The following is a 16,874-nucleotide window of genomic DNA, read 5'->3' on the forward strand; positions in this document are numbered from 1 at the left end:
TACCATCGGCGGGTGGCCAGAGAACTGCGCGTCCCCAAGGCGCTGACCGCCCTGCCGGCCCCGGTCCGCTGGCTGGCCCTGCCCGTCGCCCTGACCTGCACGGTCGTGGTGCTGGTGGGCAGCTGGGGCCCGGCCGACCGGGCCATCGAGGTCCCGGACCCGACCGGTAGGGCGGCCGGCTACTGCAGGGCCCTGGCCGCCGCGCTGCCGAAGGAGCTGCTCGGGCACGCCCGCAGGGACCCGTCGCCCGCCTCGCCGTACGTGGCCGTCTGGGACAGCTCGCCCCGGACGGTCCTGCGCTGCGGCGTCGACCGGCCCGAGGAGCTGGACGGGCCGCACGCCATGGACCTGTCCCCGACCGTCGACGACCTCACCTGGTGGTCGCAGAAGCTGGACGACGGGAGCTACCGCCTGGTCGCGACCATGCGCGCGGCCTACGTCGAGGTGATCTCCCCGCCCGGCGTCTACAGCAGCCCGCTGGACCCGGCCGCCGCGCTCACCCCGCTGGTCAAGGCCAACATCCCCGGCTGAGCACGACGAACGCGGGGCGGGCCGGGAAGCCCCCGGCCCGCCCCGCGCCGAAGCCCGCTAGCGCAGCCCGGTCGAGCGGCGCAGCGCCGCGCCGAGCAGCCGGTCGATCAGCTCCGGGTACGAGACCCCGCTGGCCGCCCACATCTTCGGGTAGGCCGAGATCGGGGTGAAGCCGGGCATGGTGTTGATCTCGTTGATCATCCAGGTGCCGTCCTCCAGCAGGAAGAAGTCCACCCGGGCCAAGCCCTCGCAGCCGAGCGCCTCGAAGGCCTCGATCGCCTGGCGCTGGATCTCGGCGAGCTCCTCGGCGGTCAGGTCCGCCGGGATCTTCACGTCCGAGGAGTCGATGTACTTGGCATCGAAGTCGTAGAAGTCGAAGCCCTCGCCGACCAGGATCTCGCCGGCCACGCTGGCCCGCGGGCCGTCCTCGAACTCCAGCACGCCGCACTCGATCTCGCGGCCGGTCACGCCCGCCTCGATGATCAGCTTGGGGTCGTGCCGACGGGCCTCCTCGATCGCGGCGTCGAGGTCGGCCAGGTCCTTCACCTTGGTGATGCCGATGCTGGAGCCGGCCCGGCAGGGCTTCACGAACACCGGCAGGCCCAGCTCGGCGGCCCGCTCGCGCACCGCGGCGCGGCCCTCCTCGGACTCCCAGTCGCGCGGCCGCACGATGGTGTAGCGGCCGACCTCCAGGCCGTGCGAGGCCAGGATCCGCTTGGCGAACTCCTTGTCCATGCCGGCCGCGCTGGCCAGCACGCCGTTGCCGACGTACGGGACGCCGGAGAGCTCCAGCAGGCCCTGGAGCGTGCCGTCCTCGCCCCACGGGCCGTGCAGCAGCGGGAACACCACGTCGACCTCGCCGAGGGCCTTGGGAGCGCTGCCCGGCTCGGTCAGGACCACCTCGCGGTTGCCCGGGGCGACCGGCAGCGCGACCTGGCCGTCGACGCCCTCGGCGACGTGCGCCACGTCCGGCAGCCGCCCGTCGGTGATGGCCATCCGGGCCGGCTCGTCGCTGGTCAGCGCCCAGCGGCCCTCGTGCGTGATGCCGATCGGCAGCACGTCGTACTTGTCGCGGTCGATCGCCCTGAGCACACTGCCCGCGGTGGAGACCGAGATGGCGTGCTCGGAGCTGCGCCCGCCGAAGACCAGCGCGACGCGCGGCTTCCGGTCGGGCCGGTTCGGGGAGGTCTGTTCGATGCTCATATCGGGTTTGAGACTACCGTGCGAGGCCCGGGCGGAAGGCGAGCGGCGCCCGGGAGCCGGCGGCGCCGGGGAACCGGACGCCGCCACAGCCACCTCGCGGGCTCAGCGCCGCTCCGGCTTCGCCGAACGCGACATCAGCGCCTGCAGGACCTCCTTGATCGGCCGCTCGTTGTGCACCACGTCCACCACGGCCTCGACGATCGGCATGTCGACCCCGTTGCGCCGGGCCAGGTCCAGCACCGACTCGCAGGACTTGACGCCCTCGGCGGTCTGCCGGGTGGCCGCGATGGTCTCCGCGAGCGACATGCCCCGGCCCAGGTTCATGCCGAAGGTGTTGTTGCGCGACAGCGGTGAGGAGCAGGTGGCCACCAGGTCGCCCATCCCGGCCAGTCCCGCGAAGGTGTGCGGGTCCGCGCCCAGCACCTCGCCGAGCCGGGTGGTCTCGGCCAGCCCGCGGGTGATCAGGGTCGCCTTGGTGTTGTCGCCGAGCCCCATGCCGGCCGCCATGCCGACCGCCAGGCCGATCACGTTCTTGACCGCGCCGCCGAGTTCGCAGCCCACCACGTCCGTGTTGGTGTACGGCCGGAAGTACGGCGTGTGGCAGGCCGCCTGGAGCCGCTTGGCGACCGTCTCGTCGGAGCAGGCGACCACACTGGCCGCGGGCTGCCGGTTGGCGATCTCCTTGGCCAGGTTGGGCCCGCTGACCACCGCGACGCGCTCCGGGCCGACGCCGGTGACCTCGTCGATCACCTCGCTCATCCGCTTGGCGGTGCCGAGTTCGATGCCCTTCATCAGGCTCACCAGCACGGTCTGCGGCTCGATCAGCGGCGTCCAGGCGGCCAGGTTGTCGCGCAGCGTCTGCGAGGGCACCACGAGCACCGCGAAGTCGGCGCCGGCCAGCGCCTCGGCGGCGTCGGTGGTGGCCCGCACGGTGTCGGGCAGTCGGACGCCCGGCAGGTAGTCCGGGTTCTCGTGGGTGGAGTTGACGGCGTCCACCAGCTCCTGGCGGCGGGCCCACAGCACGACCTCGCAGCCCGCGTCGGCGAGCACCAGCGCGAACGCGGTGCCCCAGGAGCCGGTCCCCATCACGGCGCAGCGGGTCACTTGCCGCCCTCCTCGGTGCCCTCGGTCCGCTCGCCCTTGGCGCGCCGGCGCTCGGCCAGCGCGGCCGCAGCACGCTCCCGGGCGGCCTTGCGCATGTCGTAGCGCTCGGCCGGCGGTTCCTCGCCCCGGACCTCGGCCAGCACGGCGGTGATCGCCGTCATGATGTCCTCGGTCGCGTCGGCGAGCACCTGGGCGGTGAGTTCCTGCCCCCGGTACTTGCTGAGGTCCACCGGCGGCCCGGCCGCGACGGTGACCCTGTGCCGCGGGAAGAGGTTGAACTTGCCCTTCCCGTAACCGGGCCGGCCGTACGGCGGGATGATCTCGTGGGCGCCCCAGTGCGCGACCGGGATGACCGGCGCACCGGTCATCAGCGCGACCCGGGCGACCCCGCTCTTGCCGGTCATCGGCCACAGGTCGGGGTCCCGGGTGAGCGTGCCCTCCGGATAGAACTGCACGCACTGGCCGCCGTTGATCGCGTCGATCGCGGCCCGGAACGCCTGCGCGGCGTCGGTGGACTCCCGGAACACCGGAATCTGGCCGGTCTTGCGCAGCATGAATCCGATGAAGGGGATCGAGAACAGCGAGGACTTGCCGAGAATGCGCGGCGGACGTCCGCTGTTGTACTGCCAGTGCGCGTAGATCACCGGGTCGATGATCGAATTGTGGTTCACCGCGGCGATGAAACCGCCGTTCTTCGGAATGTGCTCCCAGCCCCGCCAGTCGGGCTTCACCAGGGCGGTCGTCACCGGTTTCACCAGCACGGCCGCGAAGCGGTACCAGATGCCGTAGTCGGCGTTGCCGAACTTGGCGTACGAGCGGCGGGCCACCCCAGCTCCTTCTCATCCGACGCGGCACGGATCACCGCGGTCATGGCTTCCCGGTGCCGCGCACCGTTTCTTCCGCCGGTGCCCGGGCCACGGGCGCGGAACAGTGTCGCCCGCCCGCTCACCGGCTGTCGAGCAACCGCGCCAACCCGCCCGGCGGGCGTGATCAAACGCACGTCCGCACAGCTCGAACGGCCTGGCGAGGGCTCCGGGACCGGCGACACAATGACGCCGATGACCCAGGACACCGTACGCCCCAGTGGGCCCGTCGCGCCCCCCGCACCCAAGGCCGGCTGGTCGCTGGTGCTTCCGCTCAAGTCGCTCGACCTGGCCAAGAGCAGACTGGCCCCGTACGCCGGAGCACACCGGGCCGACCTGGCACTGTCCTTCGCGCTGGACACCGTCGGCGCCGCCCTGGCCACTCCGGGCGTCGGCCGGGTCCTGGTGGTCACCCGCGACGCCCGGGCCGGCGCCCGGCTCGCCGCGCTCGGCGCCCTGGTGGTCGCCGACGAGCCCGGCGGCGGCCTCAACGGGGCGCTGGCGCACGGCGCCGCGCGGGCCCGGACGCTGGCTCCGCAGGCTCCGCTGGCCGCGCTCTCGGCCGACCTCCCGGCACTGCGCCCGGCCCAACTCGCCCGGGTGCTGGGCGCGGTGCCGCCCGACGGCCGGGCCTTCCTGCCGGACTCCCCCGGCCTCGGCACCACGCTGCTCGCCTGCGCCCCCGGCCGACCGCTCTCCCCCGCCTTCGGGGACGGCTCCCGGGCCCGGCACGCGGCCGGCGGGGCGCTCGAACTGCGCCTCGCGGACGTGGAGTCGGTGCGCCGGGACGTGGACACCGGGACGGACCTCGGCGAGGCCGCGGCGCTCGGCCTCGGCCCGCACACCAGCGCGCTGTTCGCCCGCCTGAGCCGGCGCTGAGCCCGCACTGAGCCTGTCCTGAGCCCGCACTGAGCCCGTTCCGAGCCCGCCCCGGCCCCGTCCGGGACGCCGCCCGACCTGCTCCAGGGCCCAGGACGGCCCGCTCGCTATGCTGCTCGCATGCAGGCCACCGCGTTCACCTTCGACCCCGCCACCCGGGCCGGCTCCGTGCTGCTCGACGACGGGACCCCGGTGCCGTTCGACGCGGCCGCCTTCGACGCCGGCGGCCTGCGGCTGCTGCGCCCCGGCCAGCGGGTGCGGATCCGCACCGAGGGCACCGGCGAGGCCCGCCGGGTGGTCTTCGTGACGCTCCAGACCTTCCCCGACCCCGCCGAGGCCTGACCGGCCCGATCGGCCACCGCCCGGGCCGCCGGCCCACTTCCCGCCACGCCGTCCTGGTCGCCCCCGCGCCGCCGTGCGCCGTCGATTCCTGACTGAGCGCCCGGAAACCGAAAGAGCCGCGGCGCCCGGTCTCCGTGAATTCACGGAAGGGGTGCCGCGGCTCCTGGCCGAAGGCCGTCCGAGGACGGTCGCGCGGGACTTACTTGGCAGAGGTCTTGCGCGCGGTGGTCTTGCGGGTGGCGGTCTTCTTCGCCGGCGCCGTCTTCTTGGCCGTGGCGGTCGCCTTCTTGGCGGTGGCCGTGGTCTTCTTGGCGGCAGCCGTGGTGGTCGCCTTCTTCGCCGCGGCCGTCTTCTTGGTCGCGGCGGCCTTGGTCGCGGTCGCCGTGGTCTTCTTGGCGGCGGTGGTCTTCGCGGCCGTGGTCTTCGCGGGCGCCTTCTTGGCGGTGGCCGTCTTCTTGGCGGCGGCCGTGGTGGCCGTCTTCTTGGCGGCGGCCGTGGTCGCCGTCTTCTTGGCGGCGGCCTTCTTGGTGGCCGGAGCGGCGGCGGCAGCGGCGGCGCGCTTGGTGGCGGCACGCTTGGCGGCCGGGGTGGCGGCGACGCCGCTCTTGCCCGGGGTGAGGGAGCCCTTGGGGGCCTTCTTCACCGAGGGGCCTTCCTTCGGCAGCTTCTTGCTGCCGCTGACCAGGTCCTTGAAGCCCTGGCCCGGACGGAAGCGCGGGACCGAGGTCTTCTTGACCTTGACCCGCTCGCCGGTCTGCGGGTTGCGGGCGAAGCGCGCGGAGCGCTCCACCTTCTCGAAGGTGCCGAACCCGGTGACCGAAACCCGGTCACCGGCCACAACGGCACGGACCATGGTGTCGAGCACTGCGTCGACGGCCTCTGCGGCAGCCTTGCGACCGCCCAGCTGCTCGGCCACCGCTTCGACAAGCTGAGCCTTGTTCACGTCTTCCCCTTCGGAAACGAGCGCCGGATGATTCCATCCGTTCTTTTCGCACGTTAGGTATGTATCTGCGGACTTTCAATTACCAAACGCGCGAATCACCCTAGTGTCGCAATGGATTTGCGCGTCGGCGACCTCAGTCGAGCGGCGGGGGCCGCTCGTCGAGGTCATGTACAAAGCGACTCAACCGCCTTGCCGCCTCCGGAAGATCGCGCTTGGCGGTCTCGGTGACGATGAGGAGTTGCCGGGTGAGAGCGGTCTTTGCATCGGCAGACACGTTCAGCGCATGCACGCGGGCGTGAGCTTGCTTCAACCGCTCGGCCACGAGCGCGTAGAGCGCTGCGACTTCCTGGTCGTCCGGCCCCTCAGCTGGTGCGGAGGTGACGTCCGGCCGGTCGTCAATTCGGCGTTCGGATGGCCGGCCCATGGAGTCCTCAGCCGCGGGTTCGCCGCCCGCGTACGGAGGTTCATGGTGCCGGTGCATGTACTGATTGTGCCATCTACCCGCAGTTGTACTTGCGCGGGCCCCTCTTCCGCAAAGCCAAATGGGCAATCCGGGGCGGGCCCCGGCGCTAACTCGTGCTCCGGAACGACGGATGGCCCGGCCCCCCCGAGGGGGGCGCGGGCCATCCGGTGGATCGTCAGAATGCTTGTTCTGAGGGGAACTCAGGCGGCAGGCAGAGTACGGGGCTTGAAGCTCGGACGGGTCGCCTCGAAGGCCGCGATGTCGGCCTCGTTCCGCAGCGTGATGCTGATGTCGTCCAGGCCGTTGAGCAGCCGCCACCGCACGTTGTCGTCCAGTTCGAAGGCCGCCGTGACGCCTTCGGCACGCACTTCGCGCGCCTCCAGATCGACGGTGATCTCGGCCGAGGGGTCACTCTCCGTGAGCGCCCAGAGCCGCTCCACGGTCTCCTGCGGCAGGACGACCGTCAGCAGGCCGTTCTTCAGGGAGTTGCCCCGGAAGATGTCGGCGAAGCGCGACGAGATGACCGCGTGGAAGCCGTAGTTCTGGAGCGCCCAGACGGCGTGCTCCCGGGAGGAGCCGGTGCCGAACTCGGGACCGGCCACCAGGACCGTGGCACCCTGCCGCTCGGGCCGGTTGAGGACGAACGACTCGTCCTTGCGCCAGGCCTCGAACAGGCCGCCCTCGAAGCCGGATCGGGTGACCTTCTTGAGCCAGTGGGCCGGGATGATCTGGTCGGTGTCCACGTTGCTGCGACGCAGCGGGACGGCCCGGCCGGTGTGGGTGGTGAACTTCTCCATGGCTCAGGCCTCCACGGCTGCGACGTCGGCGGTCAGGTCGGCGGGGGCCGCGAGGCGGCCCAGGACGGCGGTCGCGGCGGCGACCTGCGGGGAGACCAGGTGGGTGCGGCCGCCCTTGCCCTGCCGGCCCTCGAAGTTGCGGTTCGAGGTGGAGGCGCAGCGCTCCCCCGGGGCGAGCTGGTCGGGGTTCATGCCCAGGCACATCGAGCAGCCCGCGTGGCGCCATTCGGCACCGGCCGCGGTGAACACCTTGTCCAGCCCCTCCTCGACGGCCTGCAGGGCGACCCGGACGGACCCGGGGACGACCAGCATCCGCACGCCCTCGGCGATCCGGCGTCCCTCCAGGACGGCGGCGGCGGCCCGCAGGTCCTCGATCCGGCCGTTGGTGCAGGAGCCGACGAAGACGGCGTCGACGGTCACCTCGCGCAGCGGGGTGCCGGCCTCCAGCCCCATGTACCGCAGGGCGTTCTCGGCGGCCACGCGCTCCTGCGGGTCCGCGAAGGAGGCCGGGTCGGGCACGTTCGAGCCCAGCGGGGCGCCCTGACCGGGGTTGGTGCCCCAGGTGACGAACGGGGTCAGCTCGCTCGCGTCGATGAAGATCTCGTGGTCGAAGACCGCGTCCTCGTCGGTGCCCAGGGTCTTCCAGTACGCGACGGCGGCGTCCCAGTCCTCGCCCTGCGGGGCGTGCGGGCGGCCCTGGAGGTACGCGAAGGTGGTCTCGTCCGGGGCGATCATGCCCGCCCGGGCGCCGGCCTCGATCGACATGTTGCAGATGGTCATCCGGGCCTCCATGGACAGGCCCCGGATCGCCGAACCGCGGTACTCCAGGACGTAGCCCTGGCCGCCGCCGGTGCCGATCTTCGCGATGACGGCCAGGATCAGGTCCTTGGCGGTGACGCCCTCGGGCAGTTCGCCCTCGACGGTGACCGCCATGGTCCGGAACGGCGCCAGCGGCAGGGTCTGGGTGGCCAGCACGTGCTCGACCTGGCTGGTGCCGATGCCGAACGCCAGTGCGCCGAAGGCGCCGTGGGTGGAGGTGTGGGAGTCGCCGCAGACCACGGTCATGCCGGGCTGGGTCAGGCCGAGCTGCGGGCCGACGACGTGCACGACGCCCTGCTCGACGTCGCCGAGCGAGTGGATCCGGACGCCGAACTCGGCGGCGTTCCTGCGCAGGGTCTCCAACTGCACCTTGGAGACCGGGTCGGCGATCGGCTTGTCGATGTCCAGGGTGGGGGTGTTGTGGTCCTCGGTGGCGATCGTCAGATCGGTGCGGCGGACCGTGCGGCCGGCCAGCCGCAGCCCGTCGAAGGCCTGCGGGCTGGTGACCTCGTGGAGCAGGTGCAGGTCGATGAAGAGGAGGTCGGGCTCACCCTCCGCACGCCGCACGACGTGGTCGTCCCAGACCTTCTCTGCGAGTGTCCGTCCCATCGGATTCCCTCCAGCCGGCCGCGCTGCCGGCCTTCTCGTGTCGTCGAGTGTCGTCGAGGTCAAAGCGTGTGCGCCGCCCGCGAGACTTCCGGGCCGCTCCCGTCCAGAGTGGCGCTTTTCGCCGGAGATTGAACTGGCGTCTCGCAGAGTGAGACCGCGGTCTTAGCGCATGGACAGCGCGAAGGCCCGCGAGGAGGCACGCGGGGAAGCCCGAGGCGGCCTTCCCCGCACCGGTCGGCCGGACCCCGCAGAACGCCGAAAGGGCCCCACCCGCGACCGGGTGGGGCCCTTTCGGGAAGCCTCCACTGCACAACGAAAAAGACCCCGGGGAACCGGGGTCTTTCCAATTTCTGGCTGGGGTACCAGGACTCGAACCTAGACTAAATGAACCAGAATCACTCGTGCTGCCAATTACACCATACCCCAACACAAAGCAAGGGCCGATGGGCGAGCCCATCGGCTTCCTGCTCTGAAGTACCCCCGACCGGATTCGAACCGGCGCTACTGCCGTGAGAGGGCAGCGTGCTAGGCCGCTACACAACGGGGGCTTTCCTGGCGGTCCCTCGCGGGACCGGTCGATCCCTTGCGGGATCAGTACCCCCGACCGGATTCGAACCGGCGCTACTGCCGTGAGAGGGCAGCGTGCTAGGCCGCTACACAACGGGGGCTTGATCTTCTTTTATGTTGCCGTACTGACGTACTGCGCTGGGGTACCAGGACTCGAACCTAGACTAAATGAACCAGAATCACTCGTGCTGCCAATTACACCATACCCCACCAGAGTTGAACCCTCGCGGACCCTTCTCAGGCGTTGCGCCTCTCGGTCGGTCCCTTCCGAGGGGCTTTCGTTCCCTCGTCCGTTCCCTCCCGGGCGGCGCAGAAAGAACATTACCCGACGTCGGCCCCGGGTCCAAAATCGATAACCCCAGGCAGCGGCCGGGAGGCCTGCGGATGGCCTCCGGGTACGCCGCGGGCCCGGCACGAAGCCGGGCCCGCGGCCTGCTCAGCGGCCCGCTCAGGCGGCCGGCAGGGCGTCCAGGGAGGCCCGCAGCCTGCGCAGCGTCTCAGGGCGTCCCAGCAGCTCCATGGACTCGAACAGCGGCGGGGAGACCCGGCGGCCGGTGACGGCCACCCGCAGCGGCGTGAAGGCGAACTTGGGCTTGATGCCCAGCCCGTCGACCAGCGCCTCGCGCAGCGCGGCCTGGATCGGCTCCGGGGTGAAGTCCGCGAGCTCCTCCAGCGCCTTGATGCTGGCCTCCAGCACCGGGCGGGCGTCCGCGGTGAGCACCTTGGCGGCGTCGTCCGGGTCGACGGCGAACTTCTCCGGCGCCACGAACAGGAAGCCGGCCATGTCCACGATCTCGCTCAGCACGACCATCCGCTCCTGGGTGAGCGGCGCCACCTTGGCGAGCAGGTCCAGCTGCTCGGCGGTGGGCTCGGCCGGCAGCAGCTCGGCGCCCTGGAGGAAGGGCACCAGGCGGCGGACGAAGTCGTCCGGGGCCAGCCGGCGGACGTGCTCGGCGTTGATCGCCTCGCACTTCTTCAGGTCGAAGCGGGCCGGGTTGGCGTTCACCTTGGTGACGTCGAAGGCCGCGACCATCTCGTCCATGTCGAACAGGTCGCGGTCCTCGGCCAGCGACCAGCCCAGCAGGGACAGGTAGTTGAGCAGGCCCTCGCGGATGAAGCCGCGCTCGCGGTACATGTTGAGCGAGGACTGCGGGTCGCGCTTGGAGAGCTTCTTGTTGCCCTCGCCCATCACGTACGGCAGGTGGCCGAAGCGCGGGGTGGTGCCGTTGCCGACGCCGATCTCGGCGAGCGCGGCGTACAGCGCGACCTGCCGCGGGGTGGAGGACAGCAGGTCCTCGCCGCGCAGCACGTGGGTGATGCCCATCAGGGCGTCGTCCACCGGGTTGACCAGGGTGTACAGCGGGGCGCCGTTGGCCCGGACGATGCCGTAGTCCGGCACGTTCTCCGGCTCGAAGGTGAGCGTGCCGCGGACCAGGTCGTCGAAGCTGATGGTCTTGTCGGGCATCCGGAAGCGCAGGATCGGCTCGCGCTTCTCCAGCTTGTAGACGGCGACCTGCTCCTCGGTCAGCTCGCGGCAGTGGCCGTCGTAGCCGGAGGGCTTGCCGGCCGCGCGGGCGGCCTCGCGGCGGGCGTCCAGCTCCTCGGTGGAGCAGTAGCAGTGGTAGGCGTGGCCCGCCTCGTGCAGGCGGCGGGCGACATCGGCGTAGATGTCCATCCGCTGCGACTGCCGGTACGGCGCGTTCGGGCCGCCGACCTCCGGGCCCTCGTCCCAGTCGAGGCCGAGCCAGCGCATCGCGTCGAGCAGCTGGTCGTACGACTCCTCGGAGTCGCGGGCGGAGTCGGTGTCCTCGATCCGGAAGACCAGCGTGCCGCCGTTGTGGCGGGCGTAGGCCCAGTTGAACAGGGCCGTGCGGACCATGCCCACGTGGGGGTTGCCGGTCGGGGAGGGACAGAAGCGAACCCGGACGGCCGGGTCAGTGTTAGCCACGCTTGATCACCTTGTTGGTGAGAGTGCCGATGCCTTCGATGGAGACGGCGACCTCGTCGCCGACGTTGAGGGGGCCCACCCCTGCGGGCGTGCCGGTGAGGATGACGTCGCCGGGCAGCAGCGTCATGGCCTCGGAGATGTGGACGACCAGCTCGGCGACCGAGCGGACCATCAGGGAGGTGCGGCCGGTCTGGCGGAGCTCGCCGTTGACCGTGCACGTGATCGCGAGGTCGCTCGGGTCGAGGTCGGTCTCGATCCACGGGCCCAGCGGGCAGGCCGTGTCGAAGCCCTTGGCCCGGGCCCACTGGCCCTCGCGCTGCTGGACGTCCCGGGCGGTGACGTCGTTGGCGCAGGTGTAGCCGAGGATCACCTCGGGCACCCGGTCCAACGGCACCTCACGGCACATCCGGCCGATCACCACGGCGAGTTCGGCCTCGTGGTGGACGTCCGAGGAGAACGGCGGGTACGCGATGTTCTCGGTCGGACCGATCACCGAGGTGGACGGCTTGAAGAAGGTGAGCGGGACGTCCGGGACGTCGTTGCCCAGCTCCGCCGCGTGGGCCGCGTAGTTGCGGCCGACCGCCACGATCTTGTTCGGGAGCATCGGGCTGAGCAGCCGGACGTCCTGGAAGCGGAAGCTCTCGCCGGTGGGCTGGGGCTGGCCGAACGGGTGGCCGGCCAGCGCGTGGACGACCAGCGAGTCGGGCTGGGAAGGGTCGCCCTCCACCACGCCGAAGGAGACGCTGCCGGCGGCAGGGCTCCCTTCCCGGACGGAAAACCTGGCAATGCGCACGGCTGGGGTACCCCTCGCTTCGTCGGCCGCCCGGGGCGCGCCCGGGCGCTGGTGGGCGCCCCGCCCACAGTGGGCGCGGCCCCGTCAATCGGTCTCCAGGCTATCGCGTGGGGCCTCGGCTGACCGCTTTGCCCCTGTTCAGGACGGTCGGGGCGGAGTCCGGGCCGACCGGGGCGCGGGGGCCCGGCCGGCACCCGCCGCACAACGGCGAGGGCGCCGCCGCCACGGGTGTGACGGCGGCGCCCTCGACGCGGCGCTGCGGGGGTCAGTCCTGAACGACGACGACCGGCGCGACCATCAGCTGGGTGCGGCGCGGGTTGGCGGTGGCGGCCGGCAGCTCGGTGCCGTAGGTCACGACGTCCTCGGGCTTGCGGGCGCCCGGGATCTTGCTGAAGTCCTCGACCGAGGCCAGCGTCGTCCGGCGCGGGTTCGCCGTGGGGCGGCAGGACAGCGTGGACTTGGTGGCGTTCTTCGCCTGGGACATCGAGAGCACCTCGTGGTCATGGCCGGACCGATCGCGGCGGATCGGGACGACCTGATGGATTCCGATTGATTCGGAGGGGTTCTGGGCAGGCTGATTCGAGGCCGTGCCCAGGCGACAGCCAGGTTACGAGATCTCATTCCACAGAGGCCGTGACCAAAGCTACACATTAGGCTGTGATTTTGCTCACAAAATGCCGAGCAAATCGCAGATATCCGACATATCGCCGCACTCGGATTTTCCGACATTCCCCCCGATAAGGGGCATTTCGGAAGGTCTGTGGCTCTTCCCGACGCTGCGCCCGCTTGGCATGTATCCGGCGAGTGTCCGAAAAAGGCGGTATTCCGGTCCCGTTGGCACACAGTCCGTGAGATCGCGCAAGCGGTCGGTAGCGCCCGACACCCGGTACCTGCGGCCCTTGTTGGGATTCCCCGGCTGTGCTGGAATGCGACGGACCGTGGGTAGGGAGTGGTCCACCCCGGTGCCCGCTCTCCCGGACCGGCCGGGGGGCGGATGGAAACTCGACACCGTCCAGGCCGTGGCGACGCGGCGGGACGCCCGGTCCAGAGGTTGCGACGCCAGTGCAGGGACGTTTCAAAAGGGGTAGCGGCGCCGCGGGTAACCCGGAGTCGCGTGAGCCTGTGGCAGCCCCTCAACAGGCGGCGGCCCCCGGCGGCCCCGCCGAGCCGGTGACACCCGAGGCCCCCGGCCGCCCGGAGGAGGACGGCCGGGAGCGGAAGTCCACCCGCGACAAACTCCGCACGTCCCTGACCCGGCGCCGCGCCACCGGTCTGAACCGGCTCGCGATGCGCAACTGGCGCATCCGCACCCGTCTGATCGCGCTGCTCGCCCTCCCCGTCCTGGTCTCGCTGGTCCTCGGTGGCCTGCGCATCCAGAGCTCGATGGAGAACTCGCAGCAACTCGCTCAGATGGCCAACCTGTCCGACCTGGCCAAGAAGGCGACCAACCTCGCGGACGCGCTCCAGACCGAGCGCGACATCAGCGCCGGCCCGATCACCCACGACCCGGCCGCCCCGCTGGACGACGACATCGTCGCCGCCCGCAAGTCCACCGACGACCTGAGCCGCACCTTCACCGCGTCCTCCGACAAGTTCGAGAACCTCGAACTGTCCGGCGGCAAGGCGCTGTTGCTCCAGATCCGCAAGGACCTGAACTCGATCGCGGACACCCGCAGCCTGCCGTACCAGAACAACCAGAACATCCAGTCGACGATCACCGCCTACGACGTGATCATCCGCGACCTGCTGTCCATCACCCAGGACATCGCGCTCGCGTCGAACAACAAGGACCTGGTCGTCTCGACCCGCGCGCTGCAGCAGTTCTCGCTGGCGAAGAACGCGACCTCGCAGCAGCGGGCCCTGATCAGCGCCGCGCTCGCCAACCCGAAGTCCCCCGACCTCAGCCCCAGCGACGAGTCCTTCGGTATCCGTCTGCGCAGCTCGTACGACAACGCGATCGCGAGCTTCAACAACATCTACACCGCGCACGACCTGGACAACCTGCGCAGCCAGCTGAGCTACAACTCGGTGGTCGCCGACGCCGACCGCTATGCCTCCACGATCCTGACCCAGAGCGGCATCCGCCAGACCGAGGCGGTCAGCTACAAGGACTGGTACGAGAAGGCCAGCGCCAAGATCACCGCCGAGCGCCGGATCGAGTCCAAGCTCATCGAGAACCTGGACGGCAAGGCCCAGGACCTCCAGTCCCAGGCCGACGCCGACGCCCTGATCATCGGTGTCGCGATCGCCCTGGTGCTGCTCTTCGCCCTCGGTGGCGCCGGTCTGATCGCCCGCTCGATGGTGCGCTCGCTGACCCGCCTCCAGGCCGCTGCCGAGGACGTCGCCGAGCGCCGCCTGCCCGAGCTGGTCAAGACCCTCTCCGAGGCCGACCCCCACGACGTCGACACCACGGTCGAGCCGGTCGCCATCGACTCCACCGACGAGATCGGCCACGTGGCCCACGCGTTCGACATGGTGCACAGCGAGGCCGTCCGCCTCGCCGCCGAGCAGGCCCTCCTGCGCGGCAACATCAACGCGATGTTCACCAACCTCTCGCGCCGCAGCCAGGGCCTCATCCAGCGCCAGCTGTCGCTCATCTCCGAGCTGGAGAGCCGCGAGGCGGACCCGGACCAGCTGGCCAACCTCTTCAAGCTGGACCACCTCGCGACCCGCATGCGCCGCAACGGCGAAAACCTCCTCGTCCTCGCCGGTGAGGACCCGGGCCGCCGCTGGACCAGGCCCGTCCCGCTGGTCGACGTGCTCCGCGCCGCCGCCTCCGAGGTGGAGCAGTACGAGCGCATCGAGCTCGCCGCCGTGCCGTCGGCCGAGGTCGCCGGCCGCGTCGTCAACGACCTCGTCCACCTGCTCGCCGAGCTGCTGGAGAACGCCACCTCGTTCTCCAGCCCGCAGACCCGCGTCCGGGTCACCGGCCACGCACTGCCGGACGGCCGCGTGCTGGTCGAGATCCACGACACCGGCATCGGCCTGAGCCCCGACGACCTCGCCGAGATCAACGAGCGCCTCGCCAACCCGCCGACGGTGGACGTCTCCGTCTCCCGCCGCATGGGCCTCTTCGTGGTCGGCCGCCTGTCCCTGCGACACGGCATCCGCATCCAGCTGCGTCCCAGCGACTCCGGCGGCACCACCGCGCTGGTCATGCTCCCGGTGGACGTCACCAACTCCGGCGACCGCCGCGGTGCCGGCCGGGCCGGCTCCGGCCAGGGCAAGCAGCAGCGCGGGGTCGCCCCGACGCCGCGCCAGCAGCGCCAGGTCCCGCCCGCCCGCCAGGACGGTCCGGCCGCGCTCGGCCAGGGCCCGGCCGCCGGTGCCCCGCAGGGCGGGCGCCCGCAGCTCGGCCAGGGCGGCCCGACCGCTCCGGCCGGTCCCGGTCCGCAGGCGGGCCCCGGTCCGCAGGCCGGTCCGGGTGCGCCCGGCGGCGGTCTGCCGACCCGCAAGGTCGGCCAGTCGCTGCGGGAGAACCCCGTCCCGCAGGGCGGCGGTCAGCAGGGCCAGGGCCGCCAGCCCGCCCAGCCGCAGCCGAAGCAGAAGCGGCAGGCTCCGCAGAACCCGCAGAGCCAGCAGGTGCCGCAGCAGGCCCAGCAGGGCGGTCTGCCGCAGCGTGCACCGGGCCGTCAGGGCCCGCCGCAGAGCGGCCCGAACGGCCTGCCCCGCCGCGACCGTCAGCAGCAGCCCGGCCAGCCCCAGGCCGGTCAGCAGCAGCCCGGCCAGCCGCAGGCCCGTCCGCAGCAGCCCGGCCGGCCGCAGCCGAACCAGCCGCAGGCCGGTCAGCCCCTGCCGGGCCGTCCCGGCCAGGAACGGCCGCGTCCCGGCGGCGAGTTCGACGGCGGTCCGGGTGCCCGGACCGGCGAGCAGCCGCAGCACGGCCGCCCCGGCGGTCCCGGCACGCCGCCGCAGGGTGCCCGTCCGGGCAACCGTCCGCAGGACGGCCTGCCGCAGCGCCGTCCGGCCCCGCAGGGCCCCGGCGCCCCCGGCCGGCCGGCCACCCAGGGGCCGCGCGGTCCGCAGCGCCCCGGTCCGGACGCGCCGCAGCGCGACCGTCAGCCGCAGCTGCCGCCGCAGGCCCAGCAGCAGCCCCAGCCGCTGCCGGCGGCCGAGCCGGCGCCGGTGGAGAGCACCCAGCAGTTCGCCCGCCCGCGCTTCGAGGCCAGCCAGATCGACCCGCGCGACCCGCTGGGCCTCGGCCTGGTCGAGCCGGTGCTGCCGAACGTGCCGAACCCGCCGCGTCCGGAGCCGGTGCGCCAGGAGCAGGCCCCGCAGCAGCCCCAGCCGCTGCCGCACCAGGAGCCGATGGCGCTGCCGACCGGCGGCGAGCAGGCGTGGTTCCCGCAGTCCGAGGGCCCGCAGCAGGCGCGGCCGCGGCCGTACCAGCCGCGCCGCCCCGGCACCTCCGCGCCGGAGTTCCAGCAGCGGGCCGAGGAGCCGCGGGCTCCGCGGCAGGCGCCCCAGCCGGCTCCGCAGCAGTCGCAGGCCCCGCAGCAGCAGGCCCCCCAGCAGCCGCAGGCTCCCCAGCAGGGCCAGCCGCAGCCGGGCACCGGCGACGCGCCGTGGCGTCCGTCCGCGAACGACGAGCGCTGGCGCCGCGCCGAGCAGATCCGCGAGCCCTCGACCAGCGGCGTCACCATGTCGGGCCTGCCCCGGCGGACCCCGCAGGCCAACCTGGTCTCCGGCACCGCCGAGGCCTCGCCGCTGACCGGTCCCCAGGTCTCCCGGGCTCCCGAGGAGGTCCGCGGCCGGCTGACCAACCTGCGTCGCGGCATCCAGCAGGGCCGTCGCGCCGGGGCCGAGCAGGCCGCCAACCAGGCGGGCTTCCAGCATGGTGCCCAGCAGCCCGGATTCGATAGTTTCGGTGGCCGGAGCGACGGCAACGGCGCAGATCACCAGGAGCGTTGAGTTGAACCAGATGAGCCAGGCCGCACAGAACCTGAACTGGCTGATCACCAATTTCGTGGACAACACCCCCGGGGTGTCCCACACCGTGGTGGTCTCCGCGGA

14 protein-coding genes, 4 tRNA genes and 1 pseudogene are annotated in these 16,874 nt (G+C 72.0%); 5 read left to right on the plus strand and 14 right to left on the minus strand.

Translation table 11 applies throughout. From position 1 onward, the window contains the following. Positions 1-12 precede the first annotated feature (12 nt). The gene (locus tag ACWDBE_RS31830) at positions 13-531 is read left to right on the plus strand and encodes a DUF3515 family protein (protein WP_449791290.1); all 519 of its coding nucleotides are present in this window, start codon (positions 13-15) and stop codon (positions 529-531) included. Positions 532-588: 57 nt separating this feature from the next. On the opposite strand, the gene ACWDBE_RS31835 is transcribed toward ACWDBE_RS31830, so the two are convergent. From ACWDBE_RS31835 to ACWDBE_RS31845, 3 genes are all read right to left on the minus strand, one after another. Further along, complete coding sequence (locus tag ACWDBE_RS31835) at positions 589-1,734, minus strand: D-alanine--D-alanine ligase family protein (protein ID WP_392883848.1); 1,146 nt, start codon at positions 1,732-1,734, stop codon at positions 589-591. Between the two features lie 102 nt (positions 1,735-1,836). Continuing rightward, positions 1,837-2,838, minus strand: a complete 1,002-nt coding sequence (locus tag ACWDBE_RS31840; RefSeq protein WP_392883850.1) for an NAD(P)H-dependent glycerol-3-phosphate dehydrogenase — start codon at positions 2,836-2,838, stop codon at positions 1,837-1,839. Then, entirely contained in the window at positions 2,835-3,665 is an 831-nt protein-coding gene (locus tag ACWDBE_RS31845; protein WP_449791287.1) for a lysophospholipid acyltransferase family protein, read from the minus strand. Before ACWDBE_RS31845 ends, ACWDBE_RS31840 begins: the two co-directional genes overlap by 4 nt. A gap of 231 nt (positions 3,666-3,896) precedes the next feature. Here ACWDBE_RS31845 and cofC point away from each other — a divergent pair, with 231 nt between their 5' ends. Beyond that, on the plus strand, positions 3,897-4,580 hold the full coding sequence (cofC, locus tag ACWDBE_RS31850) for a 2-phospho-L-lactate guanylyltransferase (RefSeq protein WP_449791286.1): 684 nt from the start codon (positions 3,897-3,899) through the stop codon (positions 4,578-4,580). Positions 4,581-4,700: 120 nt separating this feature from the next. Further along, positions 4,701-4,922: a hypothetical protein gene (locus tag ACWDBE_RS31855; RefSeq protein ID WP_392883854.1), complete on the plus strand. Its 222-nt coding sequence runs from the start codon at positions 4,701-4,703 to the stop codon at positions 4,920-4,922. A gap of 199 nt (positions 4,923-5,121) precedes the next feature. Here the strand turns inward: ACWDBE_RS31855 and ACWDBE_RS31860 are convergent, their stop codons facing one another. From ACWDBE_RS31860 to ACWDBE_RS31910, 11 genes are all read right to left on the minus strand, one after another. Beyond that, positions 5,122-5,865 (minus strand): HU family DNA-binding protein, encoded by a 744-nt coding sequence (locus ACWDBE_RS31860; RefSeq protein ID WP_449791285.1) that lies wholly within the window; start codon positions 5,863-5,865, stop codon positions 5,122-5,124. A 133-nt stretch (positions 5,866-5,998) separates the two neighbouring features. Then, positions 5,999-6,346: an SCO5555 family protein gene (locus ACWDBE_RS31865; protein WP_392883857.1), complete on the minus strand. Its 348-nt coding sequence runs from the start codon at positions 6,344-6,346 to the stop codon at positions 5,999-6,001. A gap of 182 nt (positions 6,347-6,528) precedes the next feature. Next, positions 6,529-7,125 (minus strand): 3-isopropylmalate dehydratase small subunit, encoded by a 597-nt coding sequence (gene leuD / locus ACWDBE_RS31870; protein WP_449791284.1) that lies wholly within the window; start codon positions 7,123-7,125, stop codon positions 6,529-6,531. A 3-nt stretch (positions 7,126-7,128) separates the two neighbouring features. Further along, positions 7,129-8,553, minus strand: a complete 1,425-nt coding sequence (gene leuC / locus ACWDBE_RS31875; RefSeq protein WP_449791283.1) for a 3-isopropylmalate dehydratase large subunit — start codon at positions 8,551-8,553, stop codon at positions 7,129-7,131. Positions 8,554-8,904: 351 nt separating this feature from the next. Next, a tRNA-Gln gene (locus ACWDBE_RS31880) sits at positions 8,905-8,979 on the minus strand. Positions 8,980-9,028: 49 nt separating this feature from the next. Next, positions 9,029-9,101 (minus strand) — tRNA-Glu (locus ACWDBE_RS31885). A 47-nt stretch (positions 9,102-9,148) separates the two neighbouring features. Continuing rightward, positions 9,149-9,221, minus strand: a tRNA-Glu gene (locus ACWDBE_RS31890). Between the two features lie 37 nt (positions 9,222-9,258). Next, a tRNA-Gln gene (locus ACWDBE_RS31895) sits at positions 9,259-9,330 on the minus strand. Between the two features lie 238 nt (positions 9,331-9,568). Further along, positions 9,569-11,068, minus strand: a complete 1,500-nt coding sequence (gltX, locus tag ACWDBE_RS31900; RefSeq protein ID WP_449809690.1) for a glutamate--tRNA ligase — start codon at positions 11,066-11,068, stop codon at positions 9,569-9,571. Beyond that, positions 11,061-11,861 (minus strand): fumarylacetoacetate hydrolase family protein, encoded by an 801-nt coding sequence (locus ACWDBE_RS31905; protein WP_402416631.1) that lies wholly within the window; start codon positions 11,859-11,861, stop codon positions 11,061-11,063. The genes gltX and ACWDBE_RS31905 overlap by 8 nt, the downstream gene beginning before the upstream one ends. Positions 11,862-12,126: 265 nt before the next feature. Then, positions 12,127-12,345, minus strand: a complete 219-nt coding sequence (locus tag ACWDBE_RS31910) for a hypothetical protein (RefSeq protein ID WP_380456464.1) — start codon at positions 12,343-12,345, stop codon at positions 12,127-12,129. Between the two features lie 638 nt (positions 12,346-12,983). Between ACWDBE_RS31910 and ACWDBE_RS31915 the strand changes: the two genes are divergently transcribed. Further along, positions 12,984-16,772 (plus strand): nitrate- and nitrite sensing domain-containing protein, encoded by a 3,789-nt coding sequence (locus ACWDBE_RS31915; RefSeq protein WP_449791281.1) that lies wholly within the window; start codon positions 12,984-12,986, stop codon positions 16,770-16,772. Positions 16,773-16,782: 10 nt separating this feature from the next. Continuing rightward, positions 16,783-16,874 (plus strand): annotated as a pseudogene (locus tag ACWDBE_RS31920) (roadblock/LC7 domain-containing protein); the annotation flags it as partial.

The sequence above is a fragment of the Kitasatospora sp. NPDC001132 genome, assembly GCF_053598415.1.

What these genes read in the sequence shown, in the direction of transcription:
- ACWDBE_RS31835 (WP_392883848.1), bottom strand. Translation starts at nt 1,734, where the DNA reads ATGAGCATCGAACAGACCTCCCCGAACCGGCCCGACCGGAAGCCGCGC.
- cofC (WP_449791286.1), top strand. Translation starts at nt 3,897, where the DNA reads ATGACCCAGGACACCGTACGCCCCAGTGGGCCCGTCGCGCCCCCCGCA.
- ACWDBE_RS31855 (WP_392883854.1), top strand. Translation starts at nt 4,701, where the DNA reads ATGCAGGCCACCGCGTTCACCTTCGACCCCGCCACCCGGGCCGGCTCC.
- ACWDBE_RS31865 (WP_392883857.1), bottom strand. Translation starts at nt 6,346, where the DNA reads ATGCACCGGCACCATGAACCTCCGTACGCGGGCGGCGAACCCGCGGCT.
- leuD (WP_449791284.1), bottom strand. Translation starts at nt 7,125, where the DNA reads ATGGAGAAGTTCACCACCCACACCGGCCGGGCCGTCCCGCTGCGTCGC.
- leuC (WP_449791283.1), bottom strand. Translation starts at nt 8,553, where the DNA reads ATGGGACGGACACTCGCAGAGAAGGTCTGGGACGACCACGTCGTGCGG.
- ACWDBE_RS31910 (WP_380456464.1), bottom strand. Translation starts at nt 12,345, where the DNA reads ATGTCCCAGGCGAAGAACGCCACCAAGTCCACGCTGTCCTGCCGCCCC.